Source organism: Streptomyces sp. NBC_01304 (assembly GCF_035975855.1).
In the GTDB taxonomy this organism is placed as follows: Bacteria; Actinomycetota; Actinomycetes; order Streptomycetales; family Streptomycetaceae; genus Streptomyces.
The window spans coordinates 3,577,968-3,597,165 of sequence record NZ_CP109055.1 but is presented as its reverse complement, the minus strand read 5'-3'; the positions used below and the strand labels follow the sequence as shown (position 1 = coordinate 3,597,165).

The window sequence follows — 19,198 nt, the reverse complement described above, 5'->3', positions numbered from 1 at the left end:
TAGGGGGGAGGTGGGGGTGTGGGCATGCTCCGTGCTGGAGAAGTGGGCGGGCTGGGTTGTCCGTGACGGACATAGCGAGCCCCGAGCGGTGGGCGGCGTCAGAACAGGTCGGCCAGGTCCTTGCCGATCTGCCAGGCCTCGGCGACCGTGCACACCGCAAGGTCGGGGTCCTGCGCGGCCGCCTGCTCGGCGAGCTCGCGGGTGGCGTAGATGTTGACGCGGTTGCAGAAGACCTCGCGGATGTCGGCGCCGGTGGCCGGGGCGAGCGTCACGTGCGCCGTGGGTGGAGTCAGGTCGCGTACGCCGTCGGGGGTGACGGTCAGGCTGATCGGCGCGCCGGTCGCCGGGCAGCGCGAGGTGACGGCGCTCGCGGCCTCCTTGAAGACCACCGGGAACATCAGCACGTCCATCGCGCACCAGCCGGTGACGCGACGTCCCTGGAGCTCCATCGTGTGCGGCCGCTGCTCGTTCAGGGACACACCCGCCCCGGTGATCCGGCCCGCCTCGTCCGTCTCCAGGTCGAAGTCCATGGCGTGGAAGCCGGACAGGACCTCGTCGGCCGGCCAGTCGAGCAGTTCGCCCGCGGCGACCGGGGTCAGCGGCCCCCGCTCCAGGAGCCCGCCCACCACCGCGGCCCCGGCGCCCATGAGGCGTACGCCCTTGGGGGACGTCCACTTGGCGATCAGGCCGTCGGCGAGCTGCTGGACGTGGTCGGCGTTGGCGTTCATGGGGGGCACCTCCGGTTGCTGGGCTATTTGCCCTGATTCCAGCCTATTGGTCGCGCAGTCGACGTGCGGGGTGTGACCTTCGTTACTTCCGGCAATGACATACGTGGCCCCGGACGGCCCCGCCGCAAGGGCGCGGATCGCTGAACTCCCCGTGCGGCGGCGCTAGATTGAGGCCCGCACGGCACGGCAGACAGGCTGGTCAGGGGGCAAGGGTCATGGACAGCGACGGCACTCACGACGCACGCGGCACGCGCGGTACGCCGGTGCCCAGGCCCGCGCAGCCGCCCGCGGTGCCCCCCGCCGCGCCTCCCTCGAAGCCGGCCCGCCCACCGGTCCCCGCGCATGCCCCCGGCGCCGACCCGGCCCTGCCGCCGCGGCCCGACGGAGCGGTGTTCCTCGAGTGGCTGCGGGCGCCGCGGCCCGAAGCGCCGCCCGGGGTGTGGCGGTTGGGGCATCGGGCGCGGGCCGCGCAGGAGCCGGAGCACGTGCCGGGGCGGCAGTTGTTGAGCGGGGCGCTGATCGCGTTCCTGTGCGGCTGGCTGATGTGGTCGCTGCTCTGGAACGGCTATCTGGGCGGCTGGTGGGTGGTGCCGCTCGAACTGGTCACCCCGGACTCCTGGCGCTCGGGCCAGGACCGGACCGTCAACGCCCTTACCTGGTACACGTATTACGGCCTCATCGCCTTCGCCATCATGGTCGCCGTCGGCCGCGTCGGCCGCTGGTCGGAGGTGTGGCGCCGCTATCTCGCCCCCCGCTTCAAGCGCCCCGAGCCCGCCCAGGCCCCGCCCGCCCCCCAGGAGGACCCGGCCCGCTGGCCCCAGTTGAGGCAGGCCGGAGCATCCGAAGCCGCCGACAGGCTGGCCGGCGAGGCCGCCGCGGGCCTGATGCGCGACGTCGACCACACCCGTATCGACCGGGCCTGGCAGTCCGTACGCTCCGGCCGGCACGCTCTGACCGACTTCACCCGCGCCGTGCTCAAGGACGGCGCCGCCGCCTGCCTGCACCCCTCCGGCGCCCGCGACCTCACCGCCCGCTCCGCCCGGCACGACCTGCGCACCGGCCAGGTCAGGCTCGGCCGTGCGGCGGACGACAAGCGCAACCCGTACGCCTATCGCGGCACCGGCCTCGCCCTCGGCCCCGACCTGCTCGGCACCTCGCTGCTCGCGGTCGGCCCGTCCGGCTCCGGCAAGACGGACCGCGTGACCCGGCCGCTCGCGGAGGCCCTGTGCCTGGGCGCCCTCGCCGGACGGGCGGCCGTCGTGGTCGTCGGCGCCGCGGGGGCCGGGCTCGGGCCCGCCGAGGACTACGACGTCGTGGTCCGGGTCGGACATCCCGACTCCGTGTACGACCTCGACCTGTACGGCGGCACCACCGACCCCGACGAGGCCGCGGCCGTCCTGGCCGAGGCCCTCGTCGGCGACCTGGCCGACCCGCAGCCCGGCGGCGACAGCCGCCGCAGCACGACCGTCCTCGCCCAACTGCTCGGCCCGTTCCACGCGGTCCACGCCCGCTTCCCCGGCGTACCGGAACTCCGCGAGCTCCTCGACGGCGCCCCCGTGCCGCTAGACAACCTGCGCAAGGCCCTGGACGAGGCCGGACAGCACGCGATGGTCCGCGAACTCGACGCCCGCGAACGGCAGTCGGGCACCCCCGGCGACCCGGGCCGGCTCCTCGCCGACCGCATCGCACTGCTCGACCGCCCGGCCTTCGCGGGCTTCTTCGACACGTCAGGTCAGGGAAGCCCCTTCTCCCTGCGCGCCCTCGACCACCCGGTCCGGGTCCGCATCGACCTGCCCGAACGCGGCCACGCCGACGCGTCCCGGATCCTGGCCCGCCTCGTCCTCGCCCAGTTCACCGCGAGCGCCGCACACCGCGAGGACCGCTCGCTCTTCGCCTGCCTCGTCCTCGACGACGCCTCGCGCACCGTCACCCCCGAGGCCGTCCGCGCCGTCCAGCGGCTGCGCTCGGCGAACGCCGGGGCCGTGCTCACCCTGCGTACGCTCGACGACGTGGCGGCGCCCCTGCGCGGCCCGCTGCTCGGCGCGACCGGCTGCCGGATGTCGCTGTCCGGCGTGACGCCGTGGGACGGGCAGCAGTTCGCGGAGGTCTGGGGCAAGGAGTGGACCGAGGCCCGGGACATCACCGACCGGCAGTTCATCGCCGAGTCGCCGTTCACCAAGGCCCTGCACCTGGTCCGCAAGGCGATCACCGGCAAGGCGCCGACCCTGCAGTCCGTGACCGTCCGCCAGGTCGAGCGCGAGCGCTGGTCCGCCTCCGAGCTGGCCCACGGGGTGCCGGCCGGGCACGCGGTGCTGTCGCTGACGACGGTGCGCGGGGAGCACGCGCCGCCGTTGCTGGTGGATCTGCGGGGTTGAGCCGCTGCGCCGGTTCAGATCAGCTCCGTGAGGCCAGGCCGCACTTGTCCTCGTCGCCCTCCATCAGCTCGTCGATCGAGGGGCTCCGGTCGTACGGATCGGACTCCGGGCCGTCCTCCGTCCCGGACGCCGACCGGTCGGAGCGGAACTCGGGCCTGAAGTAGCCGGTGAGGTTGTCGCAGCCGCCGTTGGTGCGGTCCGCCTTGAACGACCGGAGGGAGAAGGTGCCCGCCTCGGTGTTCACCTTCGACGGGTCGTCCCAGCTCATCACCAGCTCGCGGCGCACGATCGTCCGGGCCACCTCGTCGCTGCCCCCCTCGGTCCGCACGACGGGGTACACATAAGTGACGTCCGCGGTGACCTCCAGGGCGCCGTCCTCGCCCTCCTTGTAGGTGACCCGGCCGCGCGTCTTCACGACGTCGCCGACCGGCCTCACCTTCGTACGGTCGAAGCGGCTGAACAGCATGAGCGGATCGCTCTCGCGGCTGGGCTTGCGGAACGCGTCCTTAAGGAAGGTCCGCATGTCCGGCTGACGCGGATTGATGAGCTTGATCGCCTCCACCGGGCGCTCCCCGCTCAGCACCACCGGATTCAGGTTGGACGCCGACAGGAAGTCCCGGGTCTTGCGCAGCGCCCGCGCGACCTCCGCCTTGCCCATCCAGCCGGTCGCGCGCGCCTCGGGGAAACCGATGCCGTCCAGGCCGTTGCCCCACCGCAGGGCGGGCGAGCCCTTGAACGGGTCGCTCACGGTGGGCTGTTCGGCCGCTCCGTCCCCGGACGGCGCCCCGTCCGGGCGGGCCGTCTCGACCGCGAGGGGGGTGCGGTCCTCACCGGCGCCCGTGAGCGGGTCGAGGACCCCGGCCGGGTTCAGCGCGAGAACCGCCAGACCGAGCGCGAGCAGACCCGCGGCCGCGTACCCGATCCGCTTCTTCCGGCGAGCGCCCCGGCGCTGCTGCTCCGTGCCGCCCGGACGGTACGTGCGCCAGCCGTGCTCCGCGTCCACTGTCCGGGCCGTCCGTTGGCGCTCCCGTGCGGAAGGCTCCCTGGGTGCCGTGCCCGGCTCCGCCTCGGCCTCGCGCAGGAACCGCTCCCACTCCTCGTCCGGTATGGACGCCCCGTCCTGCTCCCCGCCCCTGTCCTTGGCCATGCCGCCCGCCCCGCCCTCCGACACGTACCGGCCCCCCCGGCCGGTGATCATCCGTGAATGATGCCTTAACGCAGAACTGCGGTATCGAACAAGGTCACACAGGAGTCCGCACAATATCGCCACGAGGCGGCACGACTTGTCCATACACTGAGGCACAATCGCCTTGTGCTGTTCGTACAGCACGGCCAAAGCGCACCACCCCATTCCGACTGCTGCCGCAGCCCGCACTACCGGAAGCCTTGAAGGCCCCATGCCGCCCACGCTCGCCTCGCTCGTCCATCACTCCGCGCTCAAGCTGACCGTGCGCGCGGGGGAGGACCGCCTGGACACCCCCGTCCGCTGGGCCCACGTCAGCGAGCTCGCCGACCCGGTGCCCTACCTGGAGGGCGGCGAGCTGCTCCTGATCACCGCGCTGAAGCTGGAGGCGGAGGAGCCCCAGGCCATGCGCCGCTATGTGAAGCGCCTGGTGGAGGCGGGGGTGATCGGGCTGGGCTTCGCCGTCGGGGTGGCGTACGAGGACATCCCCGAGGCCCTGGTGAAGGCGGCCGAGACCGAGGGCATGCCGCTCCTGGAGGTGCCACGGCGCACTCCGTTCCTGGCCATCAGCAAGGCGGTGTCGGCCGCCATCGCCGCCGACCAGTACCGCTCCGTCACCGCGGGCTTCGCCGCCCAGCGCGAGCTGACCAAGCAGGCGGTGTCCGGCGGGCCCGAGGGGCTGCTCGCCGCGCTCGCGGGGCAGGTCGACGGCTGGGCCGCGCTGTTCGACGCGTCCGGCGCCGTCGTCGCCACCGCCCCCAAGTGGGCCGCCCGCCGCGCCGCCCGGCTCACCTCCGACGTGGAGCGCCTGCACGACCGTCCTGCCCCCGCGAGCTCCGTCGTCAGCGGCGCCGACGACCGGGTCGAGCTGCACTCCATCGGCACCGGGCGCCGGCCGCGCACCGCGCTCGCCGTCGGTACGGCCGCCCCGCTGGGCACCGCCGAGCGTTATGCCCTGCACTCCGCGATCGCCCTGCTCACCCTCACCACGGAGCGCTCGCGCTCGCTGCACTCGGCCGAACAGCGCCTGGGCGCCGCGGTGTTGCGCATGCTCCTGGCCGGCGAGCCCGACCATGCCCGCACGGTCGCGGGCGAGCTGTACGGAGGCCTCCTCGACGCGCCCTTCCGCCTGCTCATCGCCGAGACGGCGTCCGCGACCGCCGCCCGGGCCCACGCCGACGGGCACGCGGTGGTGGCGGGCGCGCCTCCCGCTCCGCCGGCCGACCCCGAGAACGGGGACGGCGACCCGCTGGTCGCCCTCGCCGACGTGGTCGAGGCCGGGGCGGCCCGCTCCGGCGAGGCGGTCCTGGTCGTGCCGGACGCGGGGGACCGGCTTGTCCTGCTCATCGCGGACGGCGGCGCCGCGGTCGCGGCGTGCGTCCAGCACGCGGAGGCGCTGGAAGCCGCCCGGGTGAAGGGCCGGGACCAACCCACCCCCGACGCCGACGAGCTGGTCGTGGGCCTTTCTGCCCCCGCCGGACCGATCGCGGCCGCCTCCGCGTACAAGCAGGCCGAGCAGGCCCTGTCCGTCGCCCGTCGCCGGGGCCGGGCGCTGGTCGAGCACGAGGAACTGGCCGCGGGTTCGGTCCTGCCGCTCCTTGCCGACGACGCGGTACGCGCGTTCGCGGACGGCATGCTCCGGGCGCTGCACGAGCACGACGCCACCGGCCGTGGCGACCTGGTCGCCTCTCTCCGGGCGTGGCTCTCCCGGCACGGCCAATGGGACGCTGCGGCGGCGGACTTGGGCGTGCACCGGCATACGCTGCGCTACCGGATGCGCCGAGTCGAGGAGATCCTCGGCCGCTCCCTGGACGACCCGGATGCCCGGATGGAGCTCTGGCTGGCGCTGAAGGCGACGGCTGCGGCGTCCGAGTGATCATTTCCCCTACCCGCCCCTTCCCGTAAGTCTGCGACGCCTTCCGCCCTTCCGGCGTTTACACCCCTGCCATAACGGCACCCGAACCCACCCAACCACTCCGCCCCGGATAAACGCCCCGCGAGCCCCACCGCCCTACGGTGGAGGGAAGACCTCCGAAGCAGACCCCAACCGCGGAAGGGCCGGGCCCATGACCGACACCCACGCCTTCTGGCTCGCCGGCCGCCAGGCCACCGGCGAGACCACGCTCGACGTCACCTCGCCCTGGGACGGCCGCCTCGTCGCCAAGGCGAGCATCCCGACCGACGCCCAGGTCGAAGAGGCCGTCGCCGCCGCGTACGCCGTACGCGACGAGTTCGCCGCCACCCCCGCCCACGTACGCGCCGCCGCCCTCGACCACGTCAGCAAGCGCCTGGTCGAGCGCACCGAGGAGATCGCCCAGCTGATCTCCGCCGAGAACGGCAAGCCGATCAAGTGGGCCCGCGGCGAGGTCGGCCGCGCCATCTCGGTCTTCCGCTTCGCCGCCGAGGAGGCCCGCCGCTTCAACGGCGGCGAGGCCCAGCGCCTCGACACCGACGCGGGCGGCCAGGGCCGGCTCGCGCTGACCCGCCGCTTCTCCAAGGGCGTCGTCCTCGGCATCGCGCCGTTCAACTTCCCGCTGAACCTGTGCGCCCACAAGATTGCCCCGGCCATCGCGGTCGGCACCCCGATCATCCTCAAGCCGGCCCCGGCCACCCCGCTCAGCGGCCTCATCCTCGGCGAGCTGCTGGCCGAGACCGAGCTCCCGGCCGGGTCCTGGTCCGTCCTGCCGGTCGCCAACGACCACATGCCGGCCCTGGTCCAGGACGAGCGGCTGCCCGTCATCTCCTTCACGGGCTCCGACAAGGTCGGCTACGCGATCATGGACTCGGTCCCGCGCAAGCACCTCACCCTGGAGCTCGGCGGCAACGGCGCCGCGGTCGTCCTCGGCGACTTCTCCTCGGACGCCGACCTCGACTGGGCCGCGACCCGCATCGCGACCTTCTCGAACTACCAGGGCGGCCAGTCCTGCATCTCGGTCCAGCGAGTGATCGCGGACGCGTCCGTGTACGACCGGCTCCTGCCGCGCATCGTCAAGGCCGTCGAGGCCCAGGTCACCGGCGACCCCTCGGACGCCAAGACTGACGTCGGCCCCCTCGTCAGCGAGGACGCGGCCAAGCGCGTCGAGTCCTGGGTCGACGAGGCCGTCAAGGCCGGCGCCCAGCTCCTGACCGGCGGCAAGCGCGACGGCGCCACCTACGCGCCGACCGTGCTCGGCGACGTACCGGCCGATGTCACGATCTCCTGCGAGGAGGTCTTCGGACCGGTCCTCACGGTCAAGAAGGTCGACGGCGAGGACGAGGCGTTCGCGGCGGTCAACGACTCCAAGTACGGCCTGCAGGCAGGCGTGTTCACGCACAACCTGCAGACCGCCTTCCGCGCCCACCGCGCCCTGGAGGTCGGCGGCGTGATCGTCGGCGACGTCCCGTCCTACCGCGCGGACCAGATGCCGTACGGCGGCGTGAAGCAGTCCGGCGTCGGCCGCGAGGGCGTCCGCTTCGCGATGGACGACTACACGTACGAGCGCGTCATGGTCCTCACCGGCCTGGACCTGTAAGCCCGTACGCATCCACGTGTGCGTACGCACCCACTTCAGTGGCCGGAACCCCGTCGCGGGGTTCCGGCCACTGGGCGTTGCGGATGCTCCGATCGGCGCGCGCAGTCTGGTGGGGAGAGGCCAGATCGGGTAGATACGACCGAGTAGCACCGGCCGGTAACGCCCCGACTCGCGGCGAGGTGAGCCTCATGTCCGCACCATCCCCGAACCAGCCGAGCCAGCCCAAGGTCACTGAGCGGGAAGCCCGCCAGGTGGCCGAGGCGGCGCGCGAACAGGACTGGCGCAAGCCGAGCTTCGCCAAGGAGCTGTTCCTCGGCCGCTTCCGGCTCGACCTGATCCACCCGCATCCCCTGCCGCCCGACGAGGACGCCCAGCGCGGCGAGGAGTTCCTCGCGAAGCTGCACGACTTCTGCGAGACGAAGATCGACAGCGCCCGGATCGAGCGCGAGGCGCAGATCCCGGACGAGGTCATCAACGGCCTCAAGGAGCTCGGCGCGCTCGGCATGAAGATCGACACGAAGTACGGCGGCCTGGGACTGACCCAGGTGTACTACAACAAGGCGCTGGCGCTTGTCGGTTCGGCCAACCCCTCGATCGGCGCGCTGCTCTCCGCGCACCAGTCGATCGGGGTCCCGCAGCCGCTCAAGATCTTCGGCACCCAGGAGCAGAAGGACGCCTTCCTGCCCCGCCTCGCCCGCACCGACATCTCGGCGTTCCTCCTCACCGAGCCGGACGTGGGGTCGGACCCGGCGCGGCTCGCGACGACGGCGGTGCCCGACGGGGACTCGTACGTCGTCGACGGCGTGAAGCTGTGGACCACCAACGGCGTCGTGGCCGACCTGCTCGTGGTCATGGCCCGCGTGCCCAAGTCCGAGGGCCACAAGGGCGGCATCACGGCCTTCGTCGTCGAGGCGGCGTCCGAGGGCGTCACCGTGGAGCACCGCAACGCCTTCATGGGCCTGCGCGGCCTGGAGAACGGCGTGACCCGTTTCCACCAGGTCAGGGTCCCGGCGGCGAACCGCATCGGCCCCGAGGGCGCGGGCCTCAAGATCGCGCTGACCACCCTCAACACCGGCCGTCTCTCCCTCCCCGCGATGTGCGTGGGCGCCGGCAAGTGGTGCCTGAAGATCGCCCGCGAGTGGTCGGCGGCCCGCGAACAGTGGGGCAAGCCGGTCGCCAAGCACGAGGCCGTGGGCGGCAAGATCTCCTTCATCGCGGCGACGACGTTCGCGCTGGAGGCCGTACTGGACCTCTCCTCCCAGATGGCGGACGAGGACCGCAACGACATCCGCATCGAGGCGGCCCTCGCCAAGCTGTACGGCTCCGAGATGGCCTGGCTGATGGCCGACGAGCTGCTCCAGATCCGTGGCGGCCGAGGCTTCGAGACGGCGGAATCCCTTGCCGCGCGCGGCGAGCGCGCGGTCCCCGCCGAACAGGTCCTGCGCGACCTGCGCATCAACCGCATCTTCGAGGGCTCGACCGAGATCATGCACCTCCTCATCGCCCGCGAGGCCGTGGACGCGCACCTGAAGGTGGCGGGCGACCTGATCGACCCGGACAAGTCCCTCTCCGACAAGGCGAAGGCGGGCGCGCGGGCGGGCGGCTTCTACGCCCGCTGGCTGCCGAAACTGGTGGCGGGTCCCGGCCAACTCCCGCGTACGTACGCCGACTTCCACCCGTCCGGACACCGCGACCTCTCCACCCACCTCCGGTACGTCGAGCGGGCATCCCGCAAACTGGCCCGCTCCACCTTCTACGCGATGTCCCGCTGGCAGGGCCGCATGGAGACCAAGCAGGGCTTCCTCGGCCGCATCGTGGACATCGGCGCGGAGCTCTTCGCGATGAGCGCGGCCTGCGTACGGGCGGAGCTCCTGCGCACGACGGAGGACTACGGCCGCGAGGCCTACCAGCTCGCCGACGTCTTCTGCCGCCAGTCCCGCATCCGCGTCGACGAGCTCTTCGCCCGCCTGTGGACCAACACCGACGACTTGGACCGCAAGGTCGTGGACGGCGTCCTCGGCGGCACGTACACCTGGCTCGAACAGGGCATCGTCGACCCGAGCGGCGAAGGCCCGTGGATCGCGGACGCGACACCGGGGCCGGCGAAGAACGAGAACGTGCATCGTCCGATCCGCTGAGGACCGCCCGTTCCCCGCCCCTGGGCATGGTGCACAATCGGCGACTGCTCGATCAGTCGAGCGCGCGAACTCAGGGGTGGGGATGTCCGGTAAGCAGGGACGACGTATCGCGGCCGCCGCATGTGCGGCGGCCGTTCTCATGGCCACGGCCGCCTGCGGCGGTGGCGGGAACGACGGTGACCGGCAGAACTCCGGGTCCTCCGCCCAGGCGGGCCCGAAGCCGCTCACCGAGAGGCAGCTGCACGCCGCGGTTCTCGAGGGCGAATTCGGCACGTACGGGGTGACGAAGCCCAGTGGCGGCGACGCGCCGATCAGCGACATGTACACCGCGCAGCCGGAGGTCTGCCAGCCGCTCGTCAGCCTCACCGAGGGGGCCACACAGCACGACCCTGTCGCCGAGGTCGTCCGCGACGTATCCGACCAGTACGCCGATCTCGGCGACGCCATCGACACCGATCTCCACCTGCGTTCCTACACCGCGGAGGAGGCCGCCGTAGTCATGACGGCGCTCGGCAGGGCGGGGGAGGAGTGTGCGGGCGGCTTCACCGAGGAGCGGACGCTCGTCGAGGCAAAGGTCCTGAAGGTCGAGACGCTGAAGGCGCCTGCTTTGGGTGACGAGGCCCACGCCTTCCGCATCGTCACGCAGGACGTCAAGGAGGCCGACATCAAGCTCTACGACTACCTCACCGTCGTCCGCTCCGGCTCAACCCTCCTGTCCTTCCGGGCCGATCAGCTCAGCACCAAGGACTTCGGCGGCGTACCGCAGGACGTGATCGACGCGCAGTGGAAGAAGTTCCGACGCACCCCGTGACCACATTCGGCGCCCGAGTGCGGCAAGAATGGGGGCATGAGCGACAGTCCAGCCCCCCTCGCCGACCCGCACCTCGTCTTCGATCCCGTCGGGCGCACAGCCCCCGGCGGCGACACGGACGCCGCCGGGCCCCGGGACATCGTCATCCTCGGCTCCACGGGGTCGATCGGCACCCAGGCCATCGACCTGGTCCTGCGCAACCCCGACCGCTTCCGCGTCACCGCGCTCTCCGCGGCCGGCGGCCGGGTCGGACTGCTCGCCGAGCAGGCCAGGCAGCTGCGGGTACGTACCGTCGCCGTCGCCCGCAAGGACGTCGTGCCCGCCCTGCGCGAGGCGCTCGCCGCGCAGTACGGACCGGGGGAGCCGCTGCCCGAGATCCTCGCCGGGCCCGACGCCGCCACGGACGTCGCCGCGAGCGAGTGCCACACCGTGCTCAACGGCATCACCGGCTCGATCGGCCTCGCGCCGACGCTCGCCGCCCTCGAGGCGGGCCGCACCCTGGCCCTCGCCAACAAGGAGTCGCTGATCGTCGGCGGCCCCCTGGTCAAGGCGCTCGCCCAGCCGGGCCAGATCATCCCGGTCGACTCCGAGCACGCCGCGCTCTTCCAGGCCCTCGCCGCCGGCAAGCGCGCCGATGTCCAGAAGCTCGTGGTGACCGCGTCCGGCGGCCCCTTCCGGGGACGCACGAAGGCCGAACTCGCCGACGTGACCCCCGAGGACGCCCTCGCCCACCCCACCTGGGCGATGGGCCCGGTGATCACCATCAACTCCGCGACGCTGGTCAACAAGGGTCTTGAGGTCATCGAGGCGCACCTCCTCTACGACATCCCCTTCGACCGCATCGAGGTCGTCGTGCACCCGCAGTCGTACGTGCACTCCATGGTCGAGTTCACCGACGGCTCGACCCTCGCCCAGGCGACGCCGCCCGACATGGGAGGGCCGATCGCCATCGGGCTCGGCTGGCCCGAGCGGGTGCCGGGCGCCGCCCCGGCCTTCGACTGGTCCAAGGCGTCCAGCTGGGAGTTCTTCCCGCTGGACACCGAGGCGTTCCCGTCGGTCGGGCTCGCCCGGCACGTGGGTGCGCTCGCGGGCACGGCCCCGGCGGTGTTCAATGCCGCCAACGAGGAGTGCGTGGACGCTTTCCTGAACGGCTCACTGCCCTTCAACGGCATCATGGAGACCGTCACCGAGGTCGTGGCCGAGCACGGCACACCGAGTTCGGGAACCTCTCTCACCCTCTCGGACGTCCTCGATGCGGAGACCTGGGCGCGCGCCCGGGCCCGTGAACTGGCCGGACTTGCAGCACAGGCGACAGCGACGACAGAGGCAACTGCGGAGGCTCGTGCATGACGACCTTGATGACGATCCTCGGCATAGTGATCTTCGTAATCGGGCTGCTCTTCTCGATCGCCTGGCACGAGCTGGGGCACCTGTCGACGGCGAAGCTCTTCGGGATTCGCGTCCCGCAGTACATGGTCGGCTTCGGCCCGACCATCTTCTCGCGCAAGAAGGGCGACACGGAGTACGGCATCAAGGCCATCCCGCTCGGCGGCTACATCCGCATGATCGGCATGTTCCCGCCGGGCCCCGACGGCAAGCTCGAGGCCCGCTCCACCTCGCCCTGGCGAGGCATGATCGAGGACGCCCGCTCGGCGGCCTTCGAGGAGCTCCAGCCCGGCGACGAGAAGCGCCTCTTCTACACGCGCAAGCCGTGGAAGCGCGTCATCGTGATGTTCGCCGGGCCCTTCATGAACCTGATCCTGGCGGTCGCGATCTTCCTCGGCGTGCTGACGACGTTCGGCTGGAACCAGCAGACGAACACCGTCAGCAAGGTCTCCGACTGCATCGTGGCCCAGAAGGACGGCAACCGTGACTGCAAGAAGGGCGACGAGCCCTCGCCGGGCGCGCTGGCGGGCCTGAAGGCGGGCGACAAGATCGTCGGCTTCAACGGACAGCCGATCGACAAGTGGTCGGTCCTGCAGAGCCAGATCCGCAGCCACGCCGACCAGAAGGTCACGCTCACCGTCGAGCGCGACGGCAAGCGCCTCGACCTGCACCCCAAGCTGGTGGAGAAGAAGGTCAACGCGGTCAACGGCCGGGGCGACTACGTCAACGACAAGTACGTCGACGCGGGCTTCCTCGGCTTCACCCCCGCCTCCGGCATCGTCAAGCAGTCCTTCGGCGAATCCGTCGACCGCATGGGCTACATGATGGAGGACGGCGTCCACGCGATGATCGCGCTGCCGTCCGAGATCCCCGACCTGTGGGACGCGGCCTTCGGTGACGGCGAGCGCAAGCCGGACTCCCCGATGGGCGTGGTCGGGGCGGCCCGCGTCGGCGGCGATGTGATCGCGCTCGACATCCCGCCGGAGAACCGCATCGCGATGATGCTGTTCCTGGTCGCCGGGTTCAACCTCTCCCTCTTCCTGTTCAACATGCTGCCGCTGCTCCCGCTGGACGGCGGGCACATCGCGGGAGCGCTCTGGGAGTCCGTACGCCGCACCTTCGCGCGGGTCTTCAAGCGGCCGGACCCCGGCCCCTTCGACGTCGCGAAGCTGATGCCCGTCGCCTATGTGGTGGCCGGGATCTTCATCTGCTTCACCGTGCTCGTCCTCATCGCGGACGTGGTCAACCCGGTGAAAATCTCCTGAATGACCAGGATTCATGGCGGCCGGACACTCTTTGTGTCTGGCCGCCCACCTTTGGGTGGACTTCTGGACGCAGTGTGCTCGGGCCGTCGGTGGTGACGTAATCTCGAAGGCTGGAGCCCGCCGATCACGGGACCTGATCCGCCTGATCCACACCTTGGGGTTGCACAGCAGATGACTGCGATTTCTCTGGGAATGCCGTCCGTTCCGACCAAGCTCGCCGAGCGCCGTCACTCGCGGCAGATCCAGGTCGGGACCGTGGCGGTCGGCGGTGACGCCCCCGTCTCGGTGCAGTCGATGACGACGACGCGTACGTCCGACATCGGTGCCACGCTGCAGCAGATCGCCGAGCTCACGGCCTCCGGCTGCCAGATCGTCCGAGTCGCCTGCCCGACCCAGGACGACGCCGACGCGCTCGCCACGATCGCGAAGAAGTCGCAGATCCCGGTCATCGCGGACATCCACTTCCAGCCGAAGTACGTGTTCGCCGCGATCGACGCCGGCTGCGCCGCGGTCCGCGTCAACCCGGGCAACATCAAGCAGTTCGACGACAAGGTCAAGGAGATTGCCAAGGCGGCCGGCGACGCGGGCACCCCGATCCGCATCGGCGTCAACGCGGGCTCGCTCGACGCCCGCCTCCTGAAGAAGTACGGCAAGGCGACCCCCGAGGCGCTCGTCGAGTCGGCCCTGTGGGAGGCCTCCCTCTTCGAGGAGCACGGCTTCCGCGACATCAAGATCTCGGTCAAGCACAACGACCCGGTCGTCATGGTCAATGCCTACCGTCAGCTCGCCGCCCAGTGCGACTACCCGCTGCACCTCGGCGTCACCGAGGCGGGCCCGGCCTTCCAGGGCACCATCAAGTCGGCCGTCGCCTTCGGCGCGCTGCTCGCCGAGGGCATCGGCGACACGATCCGCGTCTCCCTCTCCGCCCCGCCGGTGGAGGAGATCAAGGTCGGCATGCAGATCCTGGAGTCCCTGAACCTCAAGCAGCGCCGCCTGGAGATCGTCTCCTGCCCGTCCTGCGGCCGCGCCCAGGTGGACGTCTACAAGCTCGCCGAAGAGGTCACCGCGGGCCTCGAGGGCATGGAGGTCCCGCTCCGCGTGGCCGTCATGGGCTGCGTCGTGAACGGCCCGGGAGAGGCCCGCGAGGCCGACCTCGGCGTCGCCTCCGGCAACGGCAAGGGCCAGATCTTCGTCAAGGGCGAGGTCATCAAGACCGTCCCCGAGTCGAAGATCGTGGAGACCCTCATCGACGAGGCGATGAAGATCGCCGAGCAGATGGAGAAGGACGGCATCGAGTCCGGCGAGCCGCAGGTATCGGTCGCCGGCTGACGCCGCAGCACCCTCTCGTACGAGGTGCGCAGATCTTGTACGTAGTCACATAAAGCCAGGCCAGAGCCCTGTTCTTGCAGTACGCGAGGACGGGGCTCGGCCGTCTCGGTTACAGTGCGGAGATCAGTAGCCCGCATCCGTGAGGCCCCCGCGAACGTGTTGACTCAGACCACCACCAGGGTCCTCGAACCCGCCGACCTGGACGCCGCCCTCGAAGTTCTCGGGCGCGAGCCGGTCAACAACGCCTTCGTCACCTCCCGCGTCCAGGTCGCGGGCCTCGACCCCTGGCGTCTCGGCGGCGAGATGTGGGGCTGGTACCAGGGCGGCCGACTGCGCTCCCTCTGCTACGCGGGCGCCAACCTCGTCCCGCTCTGCGCCACCCCCGAGGCCGTCCGCGCCTTCGCCGACCGCGCCCGCCGCACCGGCCGCCGCTGCTCCTCGATCGTGGGCCCCGCCGAGCCCACCGCCCTGCTGTGGAAGCTCCTCGAACCCAGCTGGGGCCCGCCCCGCGACCTCCGCGCCCATCAGCCCCTCATGGTGACCACGCGCCCGTCCGAAGCCGTCACGCCCGATCCGTACGTGCGCCGCATCCGCAAGCACGAGATGGACGCGATCATGCCGGCCTGCGTCGCCATGTTCACCGAGGAGGTAGGCGTCTCCCCGCTCGCGGGCGACGGCGGCCTGCTCTACCAGGCCAGGGTGGCCGAACTCGTCGGCTCCGGACGGTCGTTCGCGCGCCTCGACCCCGAGACCGGCAAGGTCGTCTTCAAGGCCGAGATCGGCGCCGCGACCCCCAGCGCCTGCCAGATCCAGGGCGTCTGGGTCGCCCCCGAACACCGCGGCCGGGGCCTGTCCGAGACCGGCATGGCCGCGGTCCTGCGCTATGCGCTCGCGGATGTGTCCCCGGTGGTCAGCCTGTACGTCAACGACTACAACACCGCGGCCAGGGCGGCCTATCGACGCGTCGGCTTCGAAGAGGTCGGCGCGTTCATGAGCGTGCTGTTCTGACCCGGACCGGCCCTGCGGCCCGCCTGTCCGACCCTGGCCCCGCCCGGCGGATCGCCAAGTAAGGTTCGCGACATGACTGACCGCCTCGCCGAAGTAGCGATCGGACCCCTCGACCTCGCCGCGCGCGTGGACGAGGCGCTGGCCGTGCAGGCCCTCGCCTTCGGTCTCAGCGACGACGAGGTCGGCGTACGCCGTCAGATCGTGCTCCGGCACATCAGCTACCCCGAGGCGCGCGCCCTGGGCGCCACCAACGACGAAGGCCGGCTCGTCGGCTTCGTCTACGGCATGCCCAACGACCGCGCCCACTGGTGGTCCACGGTCGTCGAGCCGTATCTGCGCAGCCAGGGCCACGAGAGCTGGCTCGACGACTCCTTCGTGATCACCGAGCTGCACGTCCACCCGCGCTACCAGAACCGCGGCGTCGGCCGCGCCCTGATCACCAAGATCACGGACGCCGCGGTCCATCCCCGCTCGATCCTCTCGGCGATCGACATCGAGAGCCCGGCCCGCGGCCTGTACCGCTCGCTCGGCTACACGGACCTGGCCCGGCAGGTCCTTTTCCCCAGCGCTCCCAAGCCCTATGCCGTGATGGGCGCCCCGCTGCCGCTGCGCAGGCACTGAATCCGATTACCGCACCCGGCCGCCCCCCGGCTAACCTCCTGAGCATTCAGAGACTGATCCCAGCAGGAGTGTTCACCATGGCAGCCCAGGTCCAGCGCATGTCCCGATTGATGGTCAAGACACTGCGTGACGACCCGGCGGACGCCGAGGTGCTCAGCCACAAGCTGCTCGTCCGCGCGGGCTACGTACGCCGCACCGCCGCCGGCGTCTGGTCCTGGCTGCCGCTCGGCCTGAAGGTCCTCGCCAACGTCGAGCGCATCGTGCGCGAGGAGATGGACGCCGTCGGCGCCCAGGAGGTGCTGCTCCCCGCGCTGCTGCCGAAGGAGCCGTACGAGGCGACCGGCCGCTGGGAGGAGTACGGCGCCGAGCTGTTCCGCCTCAAGGACCGCCGGGGCGGCGACTACCTCCTCGGCCCGACCCACGAGGAGATCTTCACCCAGCTGGTGAAGGACCAGTGCTCGTCCTACAAGGACCTGCCGGTGATCCTCTACCAGATCCAGACCAAGTACCGCGACGAGGCCCGCCCCCGCGCCGGTGTGCTGCGCGGCCGCGAGTTCCTGATGAAGGACTCGTACTCCTTCGACACGACCGACGAGGGCCTCGCCGAGTCGTACGCGCTGCACCGCGCCGCGTACCAGAAGATCTTCGAGCGCCTGGGCCTCGACTACCGCATCTGCGCCGCGACCGCCGGTGCGATGGGAGGCTCCAAGTCCGAGGAGTTCCTTGCCCCGGCCACCGCCGGCGAGGACACCTTCGCGGACTGCCCGAGCTGCGACTTCGCCGCCAACACCGAGGCGATCACGTACGCCCTCAAGCCGGTCGACGGCAGCGCGGTGCCCGCGGTGGAGGAGCTGGACACCCCGGACACCCCGACCATCGAGACCCTTGCCGCGCACCTGGACGTCCCCGCGTCGGCCACCCTGAAGAACCTCCTCGTCAAGGTCGACGGCGACATCGTCGCCATCGGTGTTCCCGGCGACCGCGAGGTCGACATGGACAAGGTCGAGGCGCACTTCGCGCCGGCCGCCGTCGAGCTGGTGACGGCCGAGGACTTCGAGGGCCGCGTCGATCTCGTACGCGGATACGTCGGCCCGCAGGGCCTCGGCAAGGTCACGTACCTGGCCGACCCGCGGATCGCCCCCGGCACCTCGTGGATCACGGGCGCCAACAAGCAGGGCAAGCACGCCAAGAACGTCGTCGCGGGCCGTGACTTCGAGGTCGAGGAGTACGTGGACGTCGTCGTGGTCCAGGAGGGCGACCCCTGCCCGTCCTGCGGCACCGGCCTCAAGCTGGACCGTGCCATCGAGATCGGCCACATCTTCCAGCTCGGCCGCAAGTACGCCGACGCCTTCCAGCTCGACGTCCTCGGCCAGCAGGGCAAGCCGGTGCGGGTCACGATGGGCTCGTACGGCATCGGCGTCTCGCGTGCCGTGGCCGCGCTCGCCGAGCAGTCGGCCGACGACAAGGGCCTGTGCTGGGCGGCCGAGGTCGCCCCTGCCGACGTCCACGTCGTGGCGGCGGGCAAGGCGGCCCAGATCGAGCTGGCGCTGGACGTGTCCGAGCAGCTGAGCGCCGCGGGCGTTCGGGTCCTGGTGGACGACCGGGCCGGGGTCTCGCCGGGCGTGAAGTTCACCGACGCGGAGCTGATCGGCGTCCCGACCATCCTGGTCGCGGGCCGCCGCACCGCGGAGGGCGTGGTCGAGCTCAAGGACCGCCGGACCGGGGAGCGCGAGGAGCTGCCGGTGGCGGAGGCGATCGCGCGGATCACCGCCAACTGATTTAGTCCTCAAACGCCGGACGGGCTGATTCATCTCTGATGAATCAGCCCGTCCGGCGTTTGAGGACAAAGGGGGCTAGGGGCAAAGCCCCAGGCCGTCCGCAGGACTTTCGGGAAGGGGCGGGGCGGGGAAACTCAAAGCCAGGACGCGAACTCGAGCAGCACCTCGGCCTGACGACGCCGCCCCGCCCGAAGGGCCCGCGTGCCCGAGTCGACGGCCCGGAACAGCGTCCACCCCCGAGCCCGATCCCGATCGACCTCCAGCGAATCCGCCAGCTTGGAGACCCGGCGCCGGGCCGTACCGGCCCCACTGCTGGACGCGACCAGGTCATCGAGCCGGTCCAGGGCCAGCCGGCCCAGGTCGTACGCCCGCTCGCCCACCACCGGCGAGGGCCCCACCGTGAGCCACGGCGTCCGATCGCCGGCAAGGACCTTGCCCTGCCCGAACTCCCCGTGCAGCAGCACCACTTCGGCATCCGGCGACGCCACCAGCTCGGCCCGCGCGGCAAGCGCCGCATCGACGAGCGGACGTACCGACGCGTCCGCCGACGCCATCGCCGAGCCCCGCCGCTCCGTCCGGGCGGCAACGGACTCGAAGCCGTGCCCGGCAGGCGGCTCGACCCACAGCCGCCGCACCGTCCCCGCCGCCTCGAGCAGCGCCTTCGCCTCGGGCAGCGCCCGCAGCGACACCTCCGGGTGCAGCCGCTCAAGGACGAGGAACCCGTCCGAGGCGGACAGCAGCCGGCACGCGCCCCAGCCGTCCCAGTGGGCCAGCGCCGCGGCCTCCAGGTCCGGCCGGGCGGCCGGCGGGGCGAGCTTCAGTACGGCGGGGGCGTCGTCCGCCTGTCGCACGAGGGCGACCAGGCTGGAGCGCCCGCCGGGCTCGTGCACCCGCTCGACGCTCAACTCGCCCCGAAGGGCGGCCGCTTCGGCCAGTTCGGGCAGCCGGTCGAGCCAGCCGGACGAGTCGACGTCCGGGGATTCGCCGAGCGCCCGGACCAGGCGCTGCGGCGGTTCGAAAGCCATGCGCGACATGCGCTGAGTGATTCCTTTCGCCCTGCTCAG

14 protein-coding genes are annotated in these 19,198 nt (G+C 71.5%); 11 read left to right on the top strand and 3 right to left on the bottom strand.

The genetic code is table 11. The features are described from left to right. Positions 1 to 98: 98 nt before the first annotated feature. Positions 99 to 728 (bottom strand): organomercurial lyase, encoded by a 630-nt coding sequence (gene merB, locus OG430_RS15550; protein WP_327353093.1) that lies wholly within the window; start codon positions 726 to 728, stop codon positions 99 to 101. 215 nt (positions 729 to 943) lie between these two features. On the opposite strand from merB, the gene OG430_RS15545 reads away from it, so the two are divergent. Next, positions 944 to 3,103: an ATP-binding protein gene (locus OG430_RS15545; RefSeq protein ID WP_327353092.1), complete on the top strand. Its 2,160-nt coding sequence runs from the start codon at positions 944 to 946 to the stop codon at positions 3,101 to 3,103. Positions 3,104 to 3,122: 19 nt separating this feature from the next. Here the strand turns inward: OG430_RS15545 and OG430_RS15540 are convergent, their stop codons facing one another. Then, positions 3,123 to 4,250 (bottom strand): hypothetical protein, encoded by a 1,128-nt coding sequence (locus tag OG430_RS15540; RefSeq protein ID WP_327359108.1) that lies wholly within the window; start codon positions 4,248 to 4,250, stop codon positions 3,123 to 3,125. A gap of 250 nt (positions 4,251 to 4,500) precedes the next feature. On the opposite strand from OG430_RS15540, the gene OG430_RS15535 reads away from it, so the two are divergent. From OG430_RS15535 to OG430_RS15490, 10 genes are all read left to right on the top strand, one after another. After that, entirely contained in the window at positions 4,501 to 6,162 is a 1,662-nt protein-coding gene (locus OG430_RS15535; RefSeq protein WP_327353091.1) for a PucR family transcriptional regulator, read from the top strand. Between the two features lie 190 nt (positions 6,163 to 6,352). Continuing rightward, on the top strand, positions 6,353 to 7,798 hold the full coding sequence (locus OG430_RS15530; RefSeq protein WP_327353090.1) for an aldehyde dehydrogenase family protein: 1,446 nt from the start codon (positions 6,353 to 6,355) through the stop codon (positions 7,796 to 7,798). A gap of 188 nt (positions 7,799 to 7,986) precedes the next feature. Next, positions 7,987 to 9,936 carry an acyl-CoA dehydrogenase family protein gene (locus OG430_RS15525; protein ID WP_327353089.1) on the top strand — a complete coding sequence of 650 codons (1,950 nt, stop codon included), beginning with the start codon at positions 7,987 to 7,989 and terminating at the stop codon, positions 9,934 to 9,936. 82 nt (positions 9,937 to 10,018) lie between these two features. Then, a complete protein-coding gene (locus tag OG430_RS15520; RefSeq protein ID WP_327353088.1) occupies positions 10,019 to 10,747 on the top strand; it encodes a hypothetical protein in 729 nt (242 codons plus the stop codon). 36 nt (positions 10,748 to 10,783) lie between these two features. Continuing rightward, a complete protein-coding gene (dxr, locus tag OG430_RS15515) occupies positions 10,784 to 12,097 on the top strand; it encodes a 1-deoxy-D-xylulose-5-phosphate reductoisomerase (protein WP_327353087.1) in 1,314 nt (437 codons plus the stop codon). Beyond that, positions 12,094 to 13,398: a M50 family metallopeptidase gene (locus tag OG430_RS15510; protein ID WP_327353086.1), complete on the top strand. Its 1,305-nt coding sequence runs from the start codon at positions 12,094 to 12,096 to the stop codon at positions 13,396 to 13,398. The genes dxr and OG430_RS15510 overlap by 4 nt, the downstream gene beginning before the upstream one ends. Before the next feature lie 171 nt (positions 13,399 to 13,569). Continuing rightward, complete coding sequence (gene ispG, locus OG430_RS15505) at positions 13,570 to 14,727, top strand: flavodoxin-dependent (E)-4-hydroxy-3-methylbut-2-enyl-diphosphate synthase (RefSeq protein ID WP_327353085.1); 1,158 nt, start codon at positions 13,570 to 13,572, stop codon at positions 14,725 to 14,727. Between the two features lie 156 nt (positions 14,728 to 14,883). Next, positions 14,884 to 15,735, top strand: coding sequence for a GNAT family N-acetyltransferase (locus OG430_RS15500; RefSeq protein WP_327353084.1), 852 nt, complete (start codon positions 14,884 to 14,886; stop codon positions 15,733 to 15,735). Between the two features lie 72 nt (positions 15,736 to 15,807). Beyond that, positions 15,808 to 16,356: a GNAT family N-acetyltransferase gene (locus tag OG430_RS15495; protein ID WP_327353083.1), complete on the top strand. Its 549-nt coding sequence runs from the start codon at positions 15,808 to 15,810 to the stop codon at positions 16,354 to 16,356. 77 nt (positions 16,357 to 16,433) lie between these two features. Further along, positions 16,434 to 18,134 (top strand): proline--tRNA ligase, encoded by a 1,701-nt coding sequence (locus OG430_RS15490; protein WP_327353082.1) that lies wholly within the window; start codon positions 16,434 to 16,436, stop codon positions 18,132 to 18,134. 134 nt (positions 18,135 to 18,268) lie between these two features. On the opposite strand, the gene OG430_RS15485 is transcribed toward OG430_RS15490, so the two are convergent. After that, on the bottom strand, positions 18,269 to 19,159 hold the full coding sequence (locus OG430_RS15485; protein ID WP_327359107.1) for an aminoglycoside phosphotransferase family protein: 891 nt from the start codon (positions 19,157 to 19,159) through the stop codon (positions 18,269 to 18,271). Between the last annotated feature and the right edge of the window lie 39 nt (positions 19,160 to 19,198).